Annotated in this window: 15 protein-coding genes; 2 read left to right on the top strand and 13 right to left on the bottom strand. The window is 60.0% G+C overall.

Annotation, left to right across the window (positions count from 1 at the left end; genetic code table 11):
- Positions 1-94: 94 nt before the first annotated feature.
- From uvrA to HHJ17_RS11070, 4 genes are all read right to left on the bottom strand, one after another.
- Positions 95-6,310, bottom strand: coding sequence for an excinuclease ABC subunit UvrA (gene uvrA / locus HHJ17_RS11085; protein ID WP_296505788.1), 6,216 nt, complete (start codon positions 6,308-6,310; stop codon positions 95-97).
- A gap of 113 nt (positions 6,311-6,423) precedes the next feature.
- Complete coding sequence (locus tag HHJ17_RS11080) at positions 6,424-6,906, bottom strand: hypothetical protein (RefSeq protein ID WP_296505787.1); 483 nt, start codon at positions 6,904-6,906, stop codon at positions 6,424-6,426.
- Positions 6,907-6,990: 84 nt separating this feature from the next.
- Positions 6,991-7,155, bottom strand: a complete 165-nt coding sequence (locus HHJ17_RS11075; RefSeq protein ID WP_296505786.1) for a hypothetical protein — start codon at positions 7,153-7,155, stop codon at positions 6,991-6,993.
- Positions 7,156-7,246: 91 nt separating this feature from the next.
- Entirely contained in the window at positions 7,247-8,905 is a 1,659-nt protein-coding gene (locus HHJ17_RS11070) for an MFS transporter (protein ID WP_296505785.1), read from the bottom strand.
- Between the two features lie 404 nt (positions 8,906-9,309).
- On the opposite strand from HHJ17_RS11070, the gene HHJ17_RS11065 reads away from it, so the two are divergent.
- Both HHJ17_RS11065 and HHJ17_RS11060 read left to right on the top strand, forming a co-directional pair.
- Positions 9,310-9,618: a DUF485 domain-containing protein gene (locus tag HHJ17_RS11065; protein WP_296505784.1), complete on the top strand. Its 309-nt coding sequence runs from the start codon at positions 9,310-9,312 to the stop codon at positions 9,616-9,618.
- On the top strand, positions 9,615-11,342 hold the full coding sequence (locus HHJ17_RS11060) for a cation acetate symporter (protein WP_296502416.1): 1,728 nt from the start codon (positions 9,615-9,617) through the stop codon (positions 11,340-11,342). The genes HHJ17_RS11065 and HHJ17_RS11060 overlap by 4 nt, the downstream gene beginning before the upstream one ends.
- A 98-nt stretch (positions 11,343-11,440) precedes the next feature.
- Here the strand turns inward: HHJ17_RS11060 and HHJ17_RS11055 are convergent, their stop codons facing one another.
- The 9 genes from HHJ17_RS11055 to HHJ17_RS11015 all read right to left on the bottom strand — a co-directional run bounded on the left by HHJ17_RS11055 (position 11,441) and on the right by HHJ17_RS11015 (position 20,335).
- On the bottom strand, positions 11,441-13,753 hold the full coding sequence (locus tag HHJ17_RS11055) for an EAL domain-containing protein (RefSeq protein ID WP_296505792.1): 2,313 nt from the start codon (positions 13,751-13,753) through the stop codon (positions 11,441-11,443).
- Between the two features lie 4 nt (positions 13,754-13,757).
- The gene (locus HHJ17_RS11050) at positions 13,758-14,102 is read right to left on the bottom strand and encodes a hypothetical protein (RefSeq protein ID WP_296505783.1); all 345 of its coding nucleotides are present in this window, start codon (positions 14,100-14,102) and stop codon (positions 13,758-13,760) included.
- Entirely contained in the window at positions 14,099-14,893 is a 795-nt protein-coding gene (locus HHJ17_RS11045) for a transporter substrate-binding domain-containing protein (RefSeq protein ID WP_296505791.1), read from the bottom strand. Before HHJ17_RS11045 ends, HHJ17_RS11050 begins: the two co-directional genes overlap by 4 nt.
- Before the next feature lie 185 nt (positions 14,894-15,078).
- Positions 15,079-15,735 (bottom strand): 3'-5' exonuclease, encoded by a 657-nt coding sequence (locus HHJ17_RS11040; RefSeq protein WP_296505782.1) that lies wholly within the window; start codon positions 15,733-15,735, stop codon positions 15,079-15,081.
- On the bottom strand, positions 15,732-17,558 hold the full coding sequence (locus HHJ17_RS11035; protein WP_296499771.1) for a DUF294 nucleotidyltransferase-like domain-containing protein: 1,827 nt from the start codon (positions 17,556-17,558) through the stop codon (positions 15,732-15,734). The genes HHJ17_RS11040 and HHJ17_RS11035 overlap by 4 nt, the downstream gene beginning before the upstream one ends.
- 12 nt (positions 17,559-17,570) lie before the next feature.
- Entirely contained in the window at positions 17,571-18,203 is a 633-nt protein-coding gene (locus HHJ17_RS11030; protein WP_296499769.1) for a 2-hydroxychromene-2-carboxylate isomerase, read from the bottom strand.
- Positions 18,200-18,469 (bottom strand): DUF1289 domain-containing protein, encoded by a 270-nt coding sequence (locus HHJ17_RS11025; protein WP_296499768.1) that lies wholly within the window; start codon positions 18,467-18,469, stop codon positions 18,200-18,202. The genes HHJ17_RS11030 and HHJ17_RS11025 overlap by 4 nt, the downstream gene beginning before the upstream one ends.
- Position 18,470: 1 nt before the next feature.
- Entirely contained in the window at positions 18,471-19,379 is a 909-nt protein-coding gene (locus HHJ17_RS11020) for a hydroxymethylglutaryl-CoA lyase (RefSeq protein ID WP_296505781.1), read from the bottom strand.
- A gap of 35 nt (positions 19,380-19,414) precedes the next feature.
- Positions 19,415-20,335, bottom strand: coding sequence for a glyoxylate/hydroxypyruvate reductase A (locus HHJ17_RS11015; protein WP_296505780.1), 921 nt, complete (start codon positions 20,333-20,335; stop codon positions 19,415-19,417).
- Positions 20,336-20,351: the final 16 nt, after the last annotated feature.

Raw genomic sequence — 20,351 nt, 5'->3', positions numbered from 1 at the left:
CAGGTCAAAGGAAGTTTAAGCAAAACCAGCCGCTAGCCGCCGTCCTGTCTGCGCAAGCAACTATTATTTACATAGCAATTTCACAAACCGTCGACTAGCGCGCCAGCACCGACTTCAGCGCCAGCCCGGTGTGGGTGCCCAGCTTCACCACCTCTTCCGGTGTCGTCGCCGCCACCACCCGGCCACCGGCGTTACCGCCATCGGGCCCGAGGTCAATCACCCAGTCGGCTTCGGCAATCACATCCAGATCGTGCTCAATCACCACCACGCTGTGGCCGCCATCGACCAGCCGGTGCAGCACTTTGATCAGTTTTTCCACATCGGCCATGTGCAGGCCCACGGTGGGTTCATCCAGCACGTACAAGGTGTGCGGCGCCTTTTGGCCGCGGCGGGTGATGTCGTCGCGCACCTTACTGAGTTCCGTCACCAGCTTGATACGCTGCGCCTCGCCGCCACTGAGCGTGGGCGAGGGTTGCCCCAGCGTCAGGTAGCCCAACCCGACGTCTTTCAGCAGTTGCACCGGGTGGCCGATGTTGGGCATGGCGGCGAAGAATTCGACCGCTTCGTCCACCTCCATTTGCAGCACGTCGCCGATGTTTTTGCCGCGCCAGGTAACGGCCAGCGTCTCCGGGTTGAAGCGGGCGCCCTTGCAGGTTTCGCACAGCACTTTCACGTCCGGCAAAAAGCTCATAGCGATGGTGCGGATGCCCTGCCCTTCGCAGCCAGCGCAACGACCGTCACCGGTGTTGAAGCTGAAGCGATTGGCGGCATAACCGCGCGCTTTGGCTTCCAGCGTGTCGGCAAACAGCTTGCGAATGATGTCCCAGAAACCGATGTAGGTGGCGGGGCAGCTGCGCGGCGTTTTGCCGATGGGGGTTTGGTCGACCTCCAGCACGCGGTCCACGGTCTCGTAACCGGTGACGGATTCGCAGCCGGCCCAGGCGATTTGTTCGCCAGCGGCCAGCGCGTCGCGACCGGCTTTGGTGCTGCGCTTTTGTACCGCGGTTTGCACGTTGGCCAGCAACACGTCGCGGGCTAAGGTTGATTTACCGGAGCCGGAGACGCCAGTGACGGCGACGAGCCGGCTTAACGGGACATGGGCGGTGACGGTTTGCAGGTTGTGCATCGTGGCGTTTTTCACGGTGAGCCAGCGTTGTACGTCGGGGGCCGTGAGACTGGGGTCTGAGTCCAATTTCACGGGAGATTTTTTCTTCTTGGCAGGCTTAGGCGTAAAAATGGCATTCGACCCCAAATTCACGACCGCCGTAGCATTTTCCGATGCGAACGCAAGCGCACTCAAGTTCCCGCGCTGAGCCAACGACATCGCGGCCGAAGCCGGTTCGCCGGGCGCCTCAGACGCACGCTCAACATCGTTGCCCGGCGAACCGGCTTCGGCCGCAGCGAACATCGCCACAGCACGCCGCACCTTCAACGGATGCTTCATGGCATGCAACAAGTAACGCCCAGTTTGAGAAGCGGCCGCTTTCTCGATATCCGCCACCGTCCCTTCCGCCACCAGCCGCCCGCCCCGTTTACCCGCACTCGGCCCAATGTCAATGATGTGATCGGCATGGCGAATGGTGTCTTCGTCATGCTCCACCACCACCAGCGTATTGCCCTTGTCACTCAGGCTTTTCAGCGCGCTCAGCAAAATCTGGTTGTCCCGCGCGTGCAAACCAATGGTCGGCTCGTCCAGCACGTAACACACGCCTTGCAAGTTGCTGCCCAACTGCGCCGCCAGCCGGATGCGCTGAGCCTCGCCGCCGCTCAACGTCGGCGCACCGCGATCCAGCGTGAGATAGCCCAGCCCCACCTGCTCCAAAAACTCCAGCCGGCTCTTGATCTCGGGCACCAGGTCACGCGCAATGTCAGTTTCGCGCTGGCTCATGCGGCCCTTGACCTGCAGCGTGGCAACCCATTGCCGGATATCGGTCACGCTCATGCGGGCCAGTTCGGTAATGGCAATGCCTTCAATCGCCTGCTGCCCAGCCTTGCCTGAAGTAGCCCCGGTGGCCAGCTGCAGGCCAAACTTGACGGCACGGGCCGTCGCGTTCAGGCGCGTGCCCTGACAAGTCGGGCACGCCGCGTCCAGCAAGTCTTCCACCTCGGGCTCGGCAAAGGTCTGCTCCCGCCCCTTGTTGTCGTCGTCCCGCACCGAATCGTCAAACACCTTGCGCTGCTCTTTGGTCAGCTTGACGCCAGTGCCGACACAGTCCGGGCACCAGCCGTGCTTGCTGTTGTAGGAGAACAGGCGCGGGTCCAGCTCGGGATAACTGGTGCTGCACACCGGGCAGGCGCGCTTGGTGGAAAACACGCTCAAGGTGCCGACGCCGGCCGTCGGCGTGCCGGCTTGCATCAAGGCCTGCAAACCACCCAAGTTGCTCAACACATGCAGCACGCCTTTGCCATGCGTCAGCGCGGCTGCCAGGGCGACGCGCAATGGCGCTTCGTTCTCGGGCGTCACATCCAGGCTGGCCACCGGCAGCTCAATGGTGTGCTCCTTGAAGCGGTCAATGCGCGGGAAGCCGGTGGTGGGCAAAAAGTTGCCATCCACCCGCAAATGCGTGAAGCCGCGCGGTCGCGCCCAGTCCGCCAGCTCGGTGTAGACACCCTTGCGGTTCATCACCAGCGGCGCCAGCAAACCAATGTGCTGGCCACGAAAGTTTTTCAGCAACTGCGCCGCAATGCTGTCAGGCGTTTGCGGCGCCACCGGCGTGCCGTCATGGATGCAATGCTGCGTACCGAGCTTGACAAACAACAAGCGCAAGAAATGCCAGACCTCGGTCGTGGTGCCGACGGTCGATTTGCGCCCACCCCGCGACAAGCGCTGCTCAATCGCCACCGTCGGCGGAATGCCATACACCGCGTCCACCTCCGGCCGTCCGGCCGGTTGCACGATGGAACGGGCATAAGCGTTAAGCGACTCCAGATAACGGCGCTGCCCTTCGTTAAACAAAATATCAAATGCCAGCGTCGATTTACCCGACCCCGACACGCCCGTCACCACCGTGAACTTGCCACGCGGAATATTGACACTCAGCGACTTGAGGTTGTGCTCGCGCGCGTTGATGATCTGGATATTGCCTTCAGATGTTTGCACACCAGAATCCGCGGCGGATGGGGTTGCGCTGGGCAACGATGTTGAGCTTGCGTCTGAGGCGCCCGGCGCAACCCCATCCGCCGCAGCGCGCACCAAATAGCTCCCCATGAATTCACTCACCCCATGCACACCCCCCATCGCCGCCGCGTAGTCGCGCAAAGCCTTTCCGGTATGGGAAGTCGGGTGTTGACACACATCATCCGGCGTACCAAAAGCCACCACCTCACCGCCCGCCTCGCCCCCCTCCGGCCCGAGGTCAATCAGCCAGTCACTGGCGCGGATCACATCCAGGTTGTGCTCAATCACGATCAACGAATGACCGGCATCGAGCAGCTTGCGCATGGCGCGCATCAACTTGGCAATATCGTCGAAATGCAGCCCGGTGGTGGGCTCGTCAAACATGAACAGCGAACCGCGTTTGGCCGTGGCCTGGCGGCTGGCCGTCGCGCTTTTGGCCGCTTCGGCCAGAAAGCCGGCCAGCTTGAGACGCTGCGCCTCGCCGCCCGACAGCGTGGGCACCGGCTGACCGAGCTTCACGTACTCCAGCCCCACATCCATAATGGGCTGTAGCGCACGAATGACGTCGCGATCCGATGCAAAAATGATAGCAGCCTCGCTGACGGTGAGGTTCAAGACGTTAGCCACGTTGAGCGCGCGAGGCACGGGGTCGGACCCCATTTTTCGTTCAATCGTGATCTCGAGAATTTCAGGGCGATAGCGCTTGCCGTCGCAGTCCGGGCAGCGCAGATAAACGTCACTCAAGAACTGCATTTCGACATGCTCGAAGCCCGAGCCGCCACAGGTGGCGCAGCGGCCATCACCGCTGTTGGCGCTGAATTTGGAGGCGGTGTAGCCGCGCTGCTTTGACAGAGGCGCGGTGGCAAAGATTTCACGAATCGAATCCCACGCGCCGACGTAACTCGCCGGGTTGGAGCGCGCGGTTTTGCCAATCGGGGACTGGTCCACAAACACCACATCGCTGAGCATCTCAGCACCCAGCAGACGTTCATGCGCACCGGCCGCTTCAGTGGCTTTGCCAAAGTGGCGCATCAGGGCCGGCGCCAGAATGTCCTGGATCAGCGTCGATTTGCCGGAGCCGCTGACACCGGTCACGCAGACCAGGCGCTGCAGCGGGAATTCAACCGTCACGTTCTTCAGGTTGTGGTCTCGCGCTCCTTCCAGAATGAGGCGCGGCGTACCCGGCTCCACCAGCCGTTGGAAGCCCATGCCGACCTGCTTGCGCCCGCCCAGGTAGGCGCCAGTCAGGGTGTCCGCGTTGCGCAGGTCCGCCGTGCTGCCATCAAACACAATTTGACCGCCGCGCTCACCCGGGCCAGGACCCATGTCGATCATGCGGTCGGCCGCCAGCATCACCGCCGGATCGTGCTCCACCACCACCAGCGTGTTACCGGCATCGCGCAGCCGCTGCATCGCCAGAATAATGCGATGCATATCACGCGGATGCAGACCGATACTGGGCTCGTCCAGCACAAACAGCGTGTTCACCAGCGAGGTGCCCAGCGCAGTCGTGAGGTTGATGCGCTGCACCTCGCCGCCCGACAAAGTCCGGCTTTGCCGGTCCAGCGTAAGGTAACCAATGCCGACGTCACACAAGTATTTAAGCCGCGTGCTGACCTCTTCAAACAACAGCCTCATCGTCTTCAACTCCGCCGAAGAGCGCGCGGGCGTGGGCGAAGCGGGGGCGCCGGGCAACGATGCTGAGCCTGCGTCGGAGGCACCCGGCGCCCCCGCTTCGCCCACGCCCGCCTGCAGCCCATCAAAAAAGCGTCGCAACCGATCCAGCGGCAGCAGCATCAAATCATGCAGACACAGCCCCGGCAAGGCCTCAAGCTGGGCACGCGACCACTTCACCCCCACCGGCATGAAACGCTTGGCCGACGCCAGCACCGCGTCAGCATCCGCCTGGCTGCCGATGCGCCACAACAAACTCTCCAGCTTCAGCCGGGCGCCGCCGCAGACACCACACGGCGTGTAGCTGCGGTACTTGGACAGCAGCACCCGAATGTGCATTTTGTAAGACTTGGTTTCCAGGTATTCAAAAAAACGTTTGATGCCAAACCAGTGCTGACTCCATTTGCCATTCCAGTTCGGCGAACCATTGATCACCCAGTACTGCTGCTCCGGCGTCAGCTTGTACCAGGGCGTGTCGCGCGGAATGCCCGCGGCCTCGGCGTGGCGCATCAAGTCTTCCTGGGCTTCTTGCCAGGCCGGGGTTTGCATCGGTTTGATGGCGCCGGAGCGAAGCGTCAGCTTCTCGTTCGGGATCACCAGCCCGTAATCCACCCCAATCACCCGGCCAAAGCCGCGGCAGGTGTCGCAGGCGCCGACCGCCGAGTTGAAGGAAAAGGCCGACGCAATCGGGTCGACGTAGCGCACATCGCTTTCCGGGCAATGCAGACCGGTGGAAAATTTCCAGATTTCCGGCGCCGAACTTGCTACCACATCAGTAGCATCCTGCGCAGCATTGACGGGGGCTACCGCCTCATTTAATACATAAACCGCCATGCGACCCGTGCCGTGCTTGAGCGCGACCTCAATCGCCTCCAGCACGCGCGCCCGCTCCACGCTACCGAGTCGGAACCGGTCCGCCACCACATCCAGCACTTTGCGCGGCCCCGTCAGCGTCGCCACTTCGCGCTGCGCCTGCACTTTGGTAAAGCCGCTCACCGACAGCCATTGCTCGATTTCTTCCGCCGAGGTGTTGGCCGGCAACTCCACCGAGAAGGTCACCACGAGCCGCGAATCGTCTGACCCGACACGCTCCTGCAACTGCGCGTAAATCGTTTCCGCCGAGTCATGCCGCACCGGTGCCGCCGTGTCACGGTCAAACAACTGACTCGCCCGCGCAAACAAAAGCTTCAGGTGGTCATTGATCTCGGTCATCGTGCCCACGGTGGAGCGCGAGGAGCGCACCGGGTTGGTCTGGTCAATGGCAATGGCCGGCGGCACGCCCTCCACCTTGTCCACGGCGGGCTTGTCCATGCGGTCCAAAAACTGGCGGGCATACGCCGAGAAGGTCTCGACATAACGCCGCTGGCCCTCCGCATACAGCGTATCAAACACCAAACTTGACTTGCCCGAACCGCTGGGGCCGGTCACCACCGTTAACTCGCCAGTGCGAATGTCGAGGTCAATATTTTTGAGGTTGTGCTGGCGTGCGCCGCGAATGCGGATGAGACCGTGTGGCATGGCTTGATGTCTTTCCTGTGGGGGCCAGCCATTCTAGGCAGATCATCCGGCAGGAGCGCGCCACGGGGTTATCGCGGAGGAAGCAGGCGTTGCGCCTGAAACCGGGCAAAGAACTAACCTTTCAGCGCCTGCGTCAGCGCAGCACAAGACTTGCTGCCCACCGCATCCTGAATTTTGGGCAGCAAGGCCAGCAAGCCGTCAAAGCCGCTGGCGGCCTCCACCGCCAGATTCAGCCGAAAACCGCGCAAACCGAGGCTGGCGGTGAGCTTGGTTGCAATCGGCATGGCCGCGCTGTAGCGCTCCTGGGGTGAAAGCGTGCTGACCGGCAAAGCCGGCGGTTCAGCGACCAACGTGCCTGATGACGGGGAAGTTGAATCATTGGCGGCCAATGCATGACCCGCGGCCACCAGAAAGCCTTGTTCCACGAGATGATCGATATCAACTTGGGTAATGCCAAGGCCGGCCGTGGCGGCCAGCACCTGAAGGTTTGATTTGCCACCATCAAACAAAATGAAGGCTGAGCGCTGGCGTGCCGACAAAAGTGTCGACCGGGCTTTAAAAGCCTGCTGACCAGATTCAGTTTTCGAATACCTCATTCTGCATTCTAATGTTGCGACGCAAATCAACCGACAGGGGTTTTCCCTTGAATAGACCCTAGCGTGACATCACGCCAGCAACCACTATTTACTGGTACTGGCGGGGGCCGTTGCCGGCGAGCTGACCACGGACTCAGGGGTGGTTTCAATCCCATGCTTTTCGCCGCCCATGTCGATATTGCCCCCTTTGCTCAAGATAAAGATGGCCAAGCCGGCAAAAATGATGAAACCCACTGCAATTTTCCACATACCAAATTCCTTGAAAAAAGGGCCCTCACACGGAGGGCCCTTTTGATGAAGACCAGGTCAAAGTGAACCCGGTCCAACTTAAAAACAAACCTTAGTCGTTGGCGTAAATATCCACGTCTTTGGTTTCTTTGACAAACAGCATACCGATCACAAACGTCATGCCGGCCACGATGATGGGGTACCACAAGCCGTTGTACATATTGCCGGTCTGCGCCACGATGGCAAAGGCCGTGGTGGGCAGCAAGCCGCCAAACCAGCCATTACCGATGTGGTACGGCAAGCTCATCGAGGTGTAGCGAATGCGGGTGGGGAACATCTCCACCAACATGGCCGCAATCGGGCCGTACACCATGGTGACCAGGATCACCAGGTAGGTCAGGATGGCGATCACCATGAAGGTATCGACCTTGGCCATGTCGGCCTTGGCAGGATAGCCAGCGGCCTTCAGAGCGTCAGCGACAGCCTTCTTGAATTCACCGTCTTTGGCTTTGGCCTCGGCAGCGGGCAGGCCTTTAGACGAATAACTCGGGATCACGGTTGAGCCAATCGTGATGGTGGCCGGCGTGCCAGCAACGCCAGGAACGTTGTCATAGCTCACCGAAGCACCTGCCAGCACCTGCTTGGCAATATCGCACGAACTGGTGAACTTGACCGTACCGGTCGGATTGAACTGGAAAGAGCACTCTTTGTCGTCCGAGGTCACGACCACCTTGTTCGCGGCTTGAGCGGCAGCCAGCGCAGGGTTGGCGGCTTTGGTCAGGGCGGTGAACACGGGAAAGTAAGTCAACACAGCCAACAGGCAACCGGCCATGATGATGGGCTTGCGGCCAATCTTGTCTGACCAGGAGCCAAACAAAATGAAGAACGGCGTGCCGATCAGCAGGGAAACGGCCACGTAAATGTTGGCGGTCGCACCGTCCACCTTGAGCGCTTGCGTCAGGAAGAACAAGGCGTAGAACTGACCCGAGTACCAGACCACGGCTTGACCGGCGGTCAGGCCGACCAGGGCCAGAATCACGATCTTCAGATTTTTCCACTGACCGAAAGACTCGCTCAAAGGTGCCTTGGAGGTCTTGCCTTCAGCCTTCATCTTGGCGAAAGCGGGCGACTCGTTCATGCTCAAACGAATCCACACCGACACCGCCAGCAACAGGATCGAGACAATGAACGGAACACGCCAGCCCCAGTCGGCAAACGCAGCCTCACCAATCAGGGTTCGCGTACCCAGAATCACCATCAGGCTCAGGAACAGGCCCAAGGTGGCGGTGGTCTGAATCCAGGAGGTGTAGGCGCCACGCTTGCCATGTGGCGAGTGTTCGGCCACATAGGTCGCGGCACCACCGTACTCACCACCGAGTGCCAGGCCTTGCAGCATGCGCAGGGCAATCAGGATAACCGGAGCGGCCACGCCGATGGTGGCGTAGTTGGGCAAGATACCCACGATGAAAGTGGACAAGCCCATGATCAGAATCGTCACCAGGAAGGTGTACTTGCGGCCGATCATGTCACCCAGGCGGCCAAACACCAGCGCGCCAAACGGGCGCACGATGAAGCCGGCGGCAAACGCCAGCAGCGCAAAGATGAAGGCCGAGCCCTCATCCAGTCCGCTGAAAAACTGCTTGGCAATAATGGCTGCGAGTGAGCCGTAAAGGTAAAAGTCGTACCACTCAAAAACCGTCCCCAATGACGAGGCGAAGATGACCTTCTTTTCTTCGGCTGTCATTGGCCTTGCGACCGCTGTTGTTGCCATATTCATGTCTCCAATGATTAAATAATTGACCCCTTCCCAGGCGTCTGAGGCGGACTATCGAGCGGGTGACTGACGTGAATCTGACAAATTTATTACGCAAATTTACATCCTTAAATCCAATTCCTTACAAATCAAGGGCAAACCATTAGCCACTTTTTTACGATACGGAATTCAGCGCGAAAAACACGAAGAAGACGGCCTTATCAGGCGATCTTCATGCGGATCACAGAATGAAGCATTTACTTTGTTTTTTATTTCCCCCCACCTCGCGCAGGGGTTTCGAGTCAGGGTTTTCCCCCATGCCACTCGTAAGGGCTTGGTCAGTCCTTCTTTGCAGAATTGAAAAAATGTGATGAAAGACACATTTCCCGTTATCTATTTCAACCAACATTGAGGAGGCCCGCATGATTGATCCAGTGGTCAACAAAATCCAGAGTCATCCAAAGTATCTGGAACTTCGGAAAAAACGTAACCTTTTCGGCTGGGGCCTGACACTGCTGATGATGGTCGTGTATTACGGCTACATCGCACTGATCGCGTTCGACAAACCCTTCCTGGCCCAGCCCATTGGCGCAGGCGTGACCTCGCTGGGAATTCCAATTGGCATGGGGATCATTGTTTTCACCATTCTGATCACGGCCATTTACGTGCGTCGCGCCAACAGCGAATTTGACGCGTTGACCACCGCCATCCTGAAAGACGTCTCCAAATGAAAATCCCCAAAGCACCTCTCGCAGCGCTGCTGATGTTGCTGGCGGCAGGCACTGCGCTGGCCGCGGGCGCTGACCTCGGACAAGTTGAGAAACAACCCACCAACTGGGTTGCCATCAGCATGTTTGCCGGCTTCGTGATCATGACGCTGTTCATCACCAAGTGGGCTGCCGCCAAGACCAAGTCCGCTGCGGACTTTTACACGGGCGGCGGCGGCATCACCGGTTTTCAAAATGGCCTGGCGATTGCCGGCGATTACATGTCAGCAGCATCTTTTCTGGGTATTTCCGCAGCGGTCATGGCCTCCGGCTATGACGGCTTGATTTACTCCATCGGCTTTTTGGTGGGCTGGCCAGTGGTCACCTTCCTGATGGCAGAACGCTTGCGCAACCTCGGCAAATTCACCTTTGCCGACGTCGCCGGTTATCGCTTCCAGCAGAAACCGATCCGTATTTTTGCGGCCTCCGGCACGCTGGTCGTAGTCGCTTTTTACCTGATCGCCCAAATGGTGGGTGCAGGCGCACTGATCAAACTGCTGTTCGGTCTGGACTACTGGCTGGCCGTGGTGATTGTCGGTGCCCTGATGATGATCTACGTGTTGTTTGGCGGCATGACCGCGACCACCTGGGTGCAGATTATCAAGGCGTGTTTGCTATTGGCGGGCGTGACCTTCATGGCCTTCATGGTGATGTCAAACTTTGGCTTCAGCTTTGAAGCACTGTTCGCCAAAGGCGTTGAGGTTAAAACCCAACTGGCCATCAACGGCGGCAAGACCCAGGTCGACGCGGCCGCCATTGGACTCGCCATCATGGGCCCGGGCGGTTTTATCAAGGACCCGATTTCGGCCATTTCCTTTGGTATGGCACTGATGTTCGGCACGGCCGGTCTGCCCCACATCCTGATGCGCTTTTTCACGGTGCCTGATGCCAAGCAAGCGCGTAAATCCGTGCTGTGGGCGACCACCTGGATTGGCTACTTCTACGTGCTGATTTTCATCATCGGCTTTGGTGCGATCACCCTTGTTTTGACCAATCCTGAATTTGCTGATACCGCCAAGGGCATCATCAAGGGCGGTGGCGGCTCGGCCAACATGGCTGCGGTGCTGGTGGCAAAAGCTGTTGGCGGCAATGTCTTCTTCGGCTTTATCTCCGCCGTTGCCTTTGCGACGATTCTTGCGGTGGTGGCTGGTCTGACCCTGTCAGGCGCTTCGGCTGTCTCGCATGACATCTACGCAACCGTGATCAAAAAAGGCAACGTCGATAGCGCGTCCGAACTCAAGGTATCGCGGATCACCACGCTGGTCCTGGGCGTCGTCGCCGTGGTTCTCGGCATCGCGTTTGAGAAACAGAACATTGCGTTCATGGTGTCACTGGCTTTCGCCATTGCGGCGTCGGCCAACTTCCCCGTGCTCTTTATGTCGGTGCTCTGGAAAGACTGCACCACCAAGGGCGCGGTGATCGGCGGCTTCCTGGGCTTGTTCTCTTCCGTTGCGCTGACCATCGTGTCACCCTCGGTTTGGGAAGCAACGCTGGGCTACCCAAAAGGTTCGGCCTGGTTCCCTTACAGCTCGCCGGCGCTGTTCTCCATGACCATCGGTTTCGTCGGCATCTGGCTGTTCTCCATTCTGGATCGCAGCCCCAATGCCGCCAAGGAACGTGCTGCATTCCCCGCGCAGCAAGTGCGCTCGGAAACCGGCTACGGTGCCTCTGGAGCCTCCGGCCACTAAGCCGAAAAACAATAACGCGGGCTGTCGGCCCGCGTTATGCAAAACATCAACCGGGTCATGTGCCCGGTTTTTTTATGTCCACAGCAACGGGAGAACGTTCAGTTGATAGCGACAGCCCGCCGCGCAAATTCTTCAAACCCGTCCAGTGGCAGGGGCCGGCTGAAAAAATAGCCCTGATAGGCATAGCAGCCCGCCTTGGCCAGGAAGTCTCGTTGCGCCTGTGTTTCAACCCCCTCGGCGATCACCCCGAGTCCGAGGCTTTGGGCCAGCGCCACGATGGTTTTGGCAATCGCCGCATCGTTGGGGTCAACCAGCACATCGCGGACAAACGTCTGGTCAATCTTCAATTGATCCAGCGGCAGTTGCTTCAAATAGGACAGCGAGGAATAGCCGGTTCCAAAGTCGTCCAGCGAGAAACCCACGCCTCTTGCTTTCAGCAAGTGCATCTTTTCGATGATGTCTTCCACGTTGTCGACCAACAGACTCTCGGTCAGCTCCAGCTTCAACCGGTTCGGATTGGCCCCGGTCTGACTCAGAACCGCCAAGACTTTGGCAACAAAGCCAGACTCGCGAAACTGTTGAACACGGACATTCACCGCGACGGTCAAAAGGGCCAGATCGGGCTGCCCAGCCCAAAGTGCCAACTGGGAACAAGCAGACTCCAGAACCCAATGCCCCAAGGGCAAGATCAATCCGGTTTCCTCGGCCAAGGGGATGAACTCGGCCGGCGGCACCAAACCGCGCTCGGGGTGCTGCCAACGCACCAGCACCTCGGCACCGGTCACGCGGCCCTCGCCGACCACTTGCGCCTGATAGTGGAGTACCAACTGATTTTCCTGAATGGCCCGGCGCAAACCCGACTCCAGAATGGAACGCTCTATCACGGCGGTTTGCATGGCGGGATCAAAAAAACGTACCGCATTGCGTCCTGTTTCCTTGGCCTTGTACATGGCGAGATCGGCCTGCTTTAACAAATCGTCAATGGAGGACTGATGGCCACAAAACAAAGTGGCACCGATGCTCGCCGTGCTGCGGTGATCAATATCGCCCAGCCGATATATTTGACTGAGAGAGGCCAGGATTTTTTCACCCACGACTTCGGTCTGGGTCGCCGCCTCCTGGGCACTCTCGTCCAGGCTTCCCAGTACGACCACGAACTCGTCGCCGCCCAGTCGCGCCACCGTGTCACCTTCACGGACGCAGACCACCAGACGCTGCGCCACCTGCTGCAGCAGCAAGTCTCCTTTGTCATGCCCCAGGGTATCGTTCAGCGTTTTGAAATGGTCCAGGTCGATGAACAGAACAGCACCACAAGTTCCATTGCGGTTGCCAACCGTCATCGCCTGTTTCAGGCGATCCATCAACAGTGTCCGGTTGGGCAAATGGGTCAGGGAATCAAAAAAAGCCAATTCCTCGATCTTTTCTTCCGCCAGCTTGCGGTCACTGATGTCAGTGATGGTGCCGATGATGCGCAGCGGAAGGTCGTCGGCATTGCGCTCGACCACCATGCCGCGCGAGAGGACCCATTTCCACTGATCGTCACCGCACCGGATACGGTATTCGGCAATGCAGGTGACGCTAGAGCCAGGTCGACTGGCAAAACAAATTTGGATGGCCGCCATGACCTGCGACTGGTCGTTGGGATGAATCAATTTTTCCCAATCGTCAATGGTGTTGACATCGCGACCCACAATGTCTTTCCAGCGCTGCTCGCTCTCACGCAACTCCAGGGTCATCTCGGCGGCCAGTTGCAGCGCCCGGGCACGCCCAGTGGCCATCAGCCAGGCGAGCAACGCCAGCAACAGGCTGAGCCCCGTGCCGGCGACGGCAATCAGCGTGGCAGCATCACGGCCAAAGCGGGCCTCAAAGTCGTCTTGGGCGTTCATGGCAAGGGTCCAGGTATGGCCCGCGACCACCAGGTACTCATTGGCGGCAAGGGCGCTCTGCTGATGCCGCGGGTCTGTTTCAGCCGTGCGATAAAGAAGCGCGGCGTCCGACGGTTCGACGCCGTCGTAAATAGCGAAGGCGAGGCCCGGCGATTGCTCGCCGTACAGGCTGGCCATGAGGTCTTTGATGCGAAAGGACGAAAAGACCCAGCCAACAAGGTGCTCACGACGCTGTGTGACGCTGTCATGCGGCTGTCCACGGGCATAAATCGGCAGGTACATGATGAAACCAGGTGAGACCTCGGCCTCGGCATCCACCGTCAGGCGGACCTTGCCGGAAATCGTCGCCATGCCGGAATCGCGCGCTTGCGCCATGGCGAGTCGTCGCACGGGGTCACTCCAGGCATCGAAACCCGATCCGATTTGATTCGGTCCAACATAAGGTTCGCGCTGGATAACGGGCGCGTAGCTTTCACGCAAGCCATCAGGCGTGATGGCGTAGTCGAAGAAGCCCAGTCGGCGCATCGCATCAACATGGGCGTTCTTTCGCCCAGCCGTCACATGCATCGGCGATGCCAATGGCCTGAATGCCTGAAAAATTGGCATCAAATTGAAGCGCGCCAACATAATCGCGAAAAGTGGCGCGATCCATCATGTCGGTGGCGGCAAACAGGCCCTGCACCCCGCGCAGCATTTGCTCGTAAGCGGCCATGCGCTGCTCAACCCGATTGACCGCATCGCGCAGGGAAAAATCAAACTGCGAATGCAGTTCCTTGCGGGTCGCCTCGCGCTCGTGATCCCACGCCATCCAGGTGACACCCACCCCGGCGATCAAGATCAGCCAGGGCAGCAGGAGCAGGCGCGCGGCGGTCACCGGGGTGCCTGAAAATCAACCAAGGCGGCCGCCAGATCAGGCGTAAAGTATTTTTCAAAAATGCGCCGGACGGTGCCGTCGGCCCGCATGCCATTGACCAGCAGCCGCCAACTTTCCTGCTCTGGCGGCGACAGCGCTTTATTTGACATGATGAGGCCGTGGGGCACGGCATGATCGTTGAACTCGATGATGGCGGTGAAATCCCGGATCTTTTTTTCCTCCAGCGCCGGGTAATCGAAGGGCTCGATCACCATGCCCTGGATGCGGTTGAGGATCAGTGTCTGATACAACGGCGAAAGTCCGCCCGCCTGACTGACGCGATTTTCGGCATGCAGTTTGTCGACAAACCGATTGGCTGTTTCGCTGTAACGGAAGCTGCGAATGACGCCCAACTGAAGACGCTCGTTGCGCTCGAAATCAGCCAGACTGCGCACGCCCGCATCTTTGCGGACCAACAGATAATATTTATTGCTGAAGTACCAGGCAAAAGACGCGAACCGGTCGCGCTCGGCATTGGTGATGCCGGACAGACTGAAATCGAGTGCGCCGGATTCGATCAGTTGCCAGATGCGGGCGCGCGGCATGAAGCTGACGACAAATTTACAGCCACTGCGGCGCATGAGTTCATCAGCAAAATCCTTATCGATGCCGGTGTCGGAAATGGCGGAATAAAGCAAGCCGTGATCATGCAAGGCCAGCGTGTAAGTCCGGGCGCAATCAGGAGCGGCGGCGTACGCGCCACTGAGTCCACACAGCGCGAGCAACATACCGCCAAGGCCGCCGCGAACCATCGCCTTCGCACGACGCTTTAGCGGCGCAACCCAGGACGGAAGGCGCATGGCCGATTGGAAGGCGAGGCAAAGGATTTTCCGAGATAAAAAGACCATGTGCGCAGACCTCGGTTCAGAAGATCGTAATTTGTAACTTCGCGAAGTATCTCTGAGATTTAAAGCCCCCGTCAATTATCCGTTTCCGGTCACTCGCCGCGTAACTGGCGCAGCTTGATGAACGCCAGCGCCGCCATTACCGCGTCGTTCAGGGCATCGTGCGCCTCGCGCAGGGGCAGGTTCAGCTCGTTCATCAAGGTGGCAAAGCGCAGGTCAATGTCGGCATTGTCCTGCTGCCGGTAGGCCGGCAACTGCCGGAACTTGTAGTCGTAATACAGCGCCGACACTTCGATTTTGGCTTGCGGCAGGCCCTGGCCCAGCAGGGGAAAGAGCGCCCGGTTGATCATGGCGACATCAAACTGCAGGTAATAGCCCACCAGCGGCCGGCTGCCGATGAAATGCAGCAGCTGCTTCATGGCGTCTTCAATCGGCAGGCCCTGGGCCACGTCGCTTTCGCGCAATCGATGTATGCGCACGCTCTCGCTGGAGATGCCGCGCTCGGGCCGCACCAGCAACTCCAGCCGTTCGCTGGTCATGATGCGGTTGCCGACAATCCGCACCGCCCCAATCGAGATGATCTCGTCCGTGCGCGTATTCAAGCCGGTCGTCTCGCAGTCAAGCGCAACCCATTCGTTGGCCGGCGGTTCGTCGAACATGAAGCGAAACGCCGGGTCGCCCAGGTGGTACAGCAGCCACTCGCGTTTGAGCGTGTGCCACCAGCGCGGCGGGGAGAATAAGGCGTTCACGCAACAGCTTCCAGATGGAAGCGATGGCGCAGCTGCACCTTGAAGCGTTTGACCACACCGAGCGTGTCCTTCAGCAGGTCCCGGTCCAGGCTGCTGAGTCGGCTCACGTTGATCGTGCCGGTGACCGGCTTGCCCGTGTCCAGCTCAGCCAGCCCGGCCTTGAGCTTGAGTCCCATGAAGAAGTACAGGCTGTCCGTCAGGTCAGCGCCCAGGTTCGCCTCCAGTTTGCCGTCCTTCACCAAGGCGGCAATGCGTCCGGTGGTGCCGGTTTCCGTCACGCGGTGCGCCAGCGCCAGGCTGCGCACACCATGCACCAGCGGAAAAATACCTTCTTTTTTGAGATTGAGTTGCTGGTTGGCGTCGCCCATGCCCAGCAGCCGGTTCCACCAGCCGGCGCTGCTGCCAAAGGCGTCGATCGCGGCGGCAAACCGGCTCAGCATGGCGTCGTTGTCGATGGCCAGCGCCATGAGACCTTTCTGCACCGTCTCCAGCAGATGGGCGTCGCCGCAGACGGTGTGCGCGTCCATGAAGATCGCCAGATTCATCAGGCTGTCGGTGTCGGGCAGGATCAGCCACTGGCGCGTCATCTGGCCGAATTCGCTGGCGCTTTTGCGCCACTGCGGATTGTTCACCATGATGTGGCCCGGACAGGGCGGGTAACCAAAATCCTGCAGCGCGCTGGAAAACTGCTGACAGATCGCGTCCAGCTCTGCGGGTGGCACATAGCCGTCACGCAGGATCAGGCCGTTGTCCTGATCGGTTTTCAGCAGCTGCTCACCGCGGCCCTCGCTGCCCATCACAAACAGGCAGCTGTTGGCCACCAGGTCCGCGGGCGCCACCAGGTGCCAGGCGCGCTCGAACAGGCGGGCATTGAGCTGTTGCACCAGTTTGGCGATCAGGTTGACGCGCGAGCCACCGCGATGCAGCAACACAATCATGCGGGTAATCTTGGCCGCCGCCTGACTCAGACCCGCCAGGTCTTTTGCCTCCTCGATCTGCACCGTGATCAGGTGCGACTGGTTGGACAGGAAACTGAACAGGTCCAGCGCCTCCAGAATTCCCACCACCTGCTTGCCCTCCGCCACCACGACCCGGTGCACGCGATGGCGCAGCATCACCGCCATGGCGTCGCCGAGCTGGTCGGAGGGGCGTACTTCGATCAGGGAAAAGTTGGCCAGTTCGCCCACCGCCAGCTGGTCCAGCGGGCGGCCATCCAGAATGGCACGCTGCAGCGCCGTGGCGGTAAAAATGCCCAAGCGCGGCGGCTCCGTCTTGGTGTCGCGCACCAGCACATTGGAGGTGCGCTCGGCCTGAAACAGTTTGACGACCGACAGAATGTCCGTCTCGGCCTCGACCACATGCGCCGGCCGTAAAAAGGCCTCGTCCACCCGGGACAAGGTGAGCGATTGCAGCTCGTGCTGGCTCGTTCGCGCCGACAGGGCGCTGAGCTTGTTGCTGAGGTCTGAAAACAGCAGTGCGCCAAAGGTGGCGTTCGAGGCAATCAGGTCGCTGACCGCCTGATGGGCCAACTGGTAGGCCACGACTTCTTCGGCCGCCACAAAACGGCTGCTGACCTTGCCGGCCACCAGGCCCCGGCCATCGAAACAGTCGTCCGGCCCGTAGGTGGTGATGACCTCGTCGCCGTCGAGCTGGGTGACGAAACCCTTGATGATGACGAAGAGGTGTGTCGGCGCGATCCCGATGTCGAGAATCGTTTCGGTCGCGCGGAAGTAAACCACGTCGACGCTGTCGCGAACCAGCCGTTGCTCGTCCGGGTTCAGGCAGTCAAACGGCGAGGCGGAAAAATTGAAAGCATTGGGCATAAGTCATGGGATTCAACGCCGGATGCCTTGCGCCACGCTTGCAACCGAGGTCCATGCCTCATCAAACCACGGATCGCCCGCCAGGTAGGACTGCAGCATGGGCAGCGCATCAAAACCCCAAAACAGTTTGCCGTCCACAACAAAGGTCGGCACGCCAAAGACACCGAGCGCGATGGCTTCATCGGTATGCGCCTTCAGCTGGGCCTTGACCTCGTCGCTGTTGACGGCGCGCGGTGGCGCCAGTTGCGCGGTCAACGCCTCCAGCCGCGCCGGGTCGGCGGCCTCGGCCCCTCCCTGCCAGACATGTTTGAACAAGGTTTCCACCACATAGCGGTTGGGCAGGCCCTCGGCATGGCTGGCCACCGCCAGGCGCAACAGTGGCAGCGGGTTGAACGGGTGGCTCGCGGGCAATTGCAGCGCCACCTTCTGGGTGTGGGCCAGCCACAGCACCTGGCGGTAAGTCCAGTCGCGCTTGGGCGGCATCTCGGCCGGACCCAGTTGCCCGTGGTGCTTGAGCAGCGCGGCAAACAGAATCGGTTTGTAGGTCATGCTGTAGCTGTGGCCCATCAGGGCCAGCGGCAGCTTCTCAAACGCCAGGTAGGCGTAGGGCGAAATGAAATCCAGGTAGCAGGTGATGTGTTTCATGGCAAGCTCTTCGCAACGCGCTGTTCAATCTGCAGCCAGAGCGCGCGCTTGGCCGCGTCATCCGATTTATTCCACTGACGAATCTCGTCGATCGTGCGGTAGCAGCCTTCGCACCAATCGGTCAGTTTGCTCATGCGGCACACCGAGATGCAGGGTGATGGCACATTATCAATTGCAGCCCTTGCCAGTATGGCGCGAGCAGCTATTAATTCAGGCGCATTGATCTCTTCTTTAGCGGCGGGCGGCGTCAACTCAAGCGCACTCATCTCAGGCCACCCGCTTGTTGAGCAGGGCCGTGGCGGCGCGCGAATTGGGCTTGCGCTCCAGAAAATCGCTGATGAATTTGCCGGCGTCAACCAATTTATCCAGGTCAATGCCGGTTTCGATGCCCATGCCGTGCAGCAGGTAGACCACATCTTCGGAGGCCACATTGCCGGTCGCGCCCTTGGCGTACGGACAGCCACCCAAACCGGCGACCGAGGTGTCAAACTGCCAGACGCCCATTTGTAAACAGATCAGCGTGTTGGCCAAGGCCTGGCCATAGGTGTCGTGAAAGTGGCCCGACACGTCATTGATGTCGTAATGCTTCAGCGTCGCTTCCATCGCGCGCTGCACCTTGAGCGGGGTGCCGACGCCGATGGTGTCCGCCACGCCGACGTGCTGCACGCCGATGCCTTTCATCAGACCAGCCAGGTAGCTGACCCGTTCCGGCGCAATCTCGCCCTCATACGGGCAACCAACGGTGCAGGACATGGCGCCGCGCACGTAGATGCCGGCAGCGCGGGCCGCCTGCACCACGGGCGCAAAGCGCTCAATGCTTTCGGCGATCGAGCAGTTGATGTTCTTCTGGCTGAAGGCTTCACTGGCGGCGCCGAACACCACGATCTCGTCCGGTTTCGACTTCAGTGCCGCCTCGAAGCCCTGCAGATTCGGCGTCAGCACCGAATAGCGCACACCGGCTTTGCGCTGGAGGCCGGCCATGACCTCGGCGTTGTCGGCCATCTGCGGCACCCATTTGGGCGAGACAAAGCTGGTGACCTCGATCTCGGTCAGGCCGGCGTCCTGCAGCCGCTGCACCAGCTCGATCTTGATGGCGGCTGGCACCGGTTGTTTTTCGTTTTGCAGGCCGTCGCGGGGGCCGACATCGACCAGTTTGACTCGGGTGGGAATGCTCATCTTGTTTTCCTAAATTTTGACCGGCGCAACGTATTTCAGTAGCCGCGCACGGGGTCCACGATACCGGCAACGCAATAGCCCTGTTCCAGCGCCAGTATCTTGCCAGCAATCTGCGCAATCGATTCCTCGCGCAGCGTGCGGGCCGAGGTGTGCGGCGTGAGCGTGATTTGGGGGTGCTGCCAGAACGGGTGATCCGAAGGCAAGGGCTCGGTGCGAAAGACGTCGAGCGTGGCCCCTGACAGATGCCCGCTGTCGATCAGCGCGATCAGATCCTCGTCCACCAGGTGCGCGCCGCGTGCCACGTTGATGACATAACCGCCCGGCTGCAGTTGGGACAGGGTTTCCCGGTTCATGATGTCGCGCGTTTCGGGGGTCAACGGCAGCAGGTTGACCAGCACTTGGGTGGCCGCCAGAAAGTCGTTGAACTGTTCCGCGCCACAGAAGCTCCGGACGCCGTCGATGCTTTTGGCGCTGCGGCTCCAGCCGTTCACCGGGAACTCGAACATTTGCAGCGCCCGCGCCACGCGCTCGCCCAGCACGCCCAGCCCCATCACGCCAACGGCGAAATCGGCCCGGCGGCGCGGCTTGCGGTACGACCACTGGCCGGCCCGCATCGCCGCTTCGTAAGCGTCGAACTCGCGAAAGTGCCGGATCACGGCATGGCACACGTACTCGGCCATCTGCACCGACATGCCGGCATCATCCAGCCGCACCAGCACCGCTTGCGGCGGCAGGCGCAATTTCAGCAGCGCATCAACGCCCGCGCCGATGTTGAACACGCCTTTGAGTTGTGGCTGTTCGTCAAAAAACTGTTGCGGCGGCGTCCACACCACGGCATGGTCTGCTAGCGGCGCGCCGGGTTGCCAAACGGTTATTTGAGCCGTTGGCAAAACCGATTGAAGGCCAGCCAGCCAGGGCTCGGACTTGGTCTCGGCGCAACAAAAAGTGATTTTCATGGACACCAAGCGTAAC

It is taken from the genome of Rhodoferax sp. (assembly GCF_012927445.1).
Taxonomy (GTDB): domain Bacteria; phylum Pseudomonadota; class Gammaproteobacteria; order Burkholderiales; family Burkholderiaceae_C; genus Rhodoferax.
The sequence above is the reverse complement of the archived record's forward strand: the minus strand, read 5'-3'. Positions and strand labels throughout refer to the sequence as shown.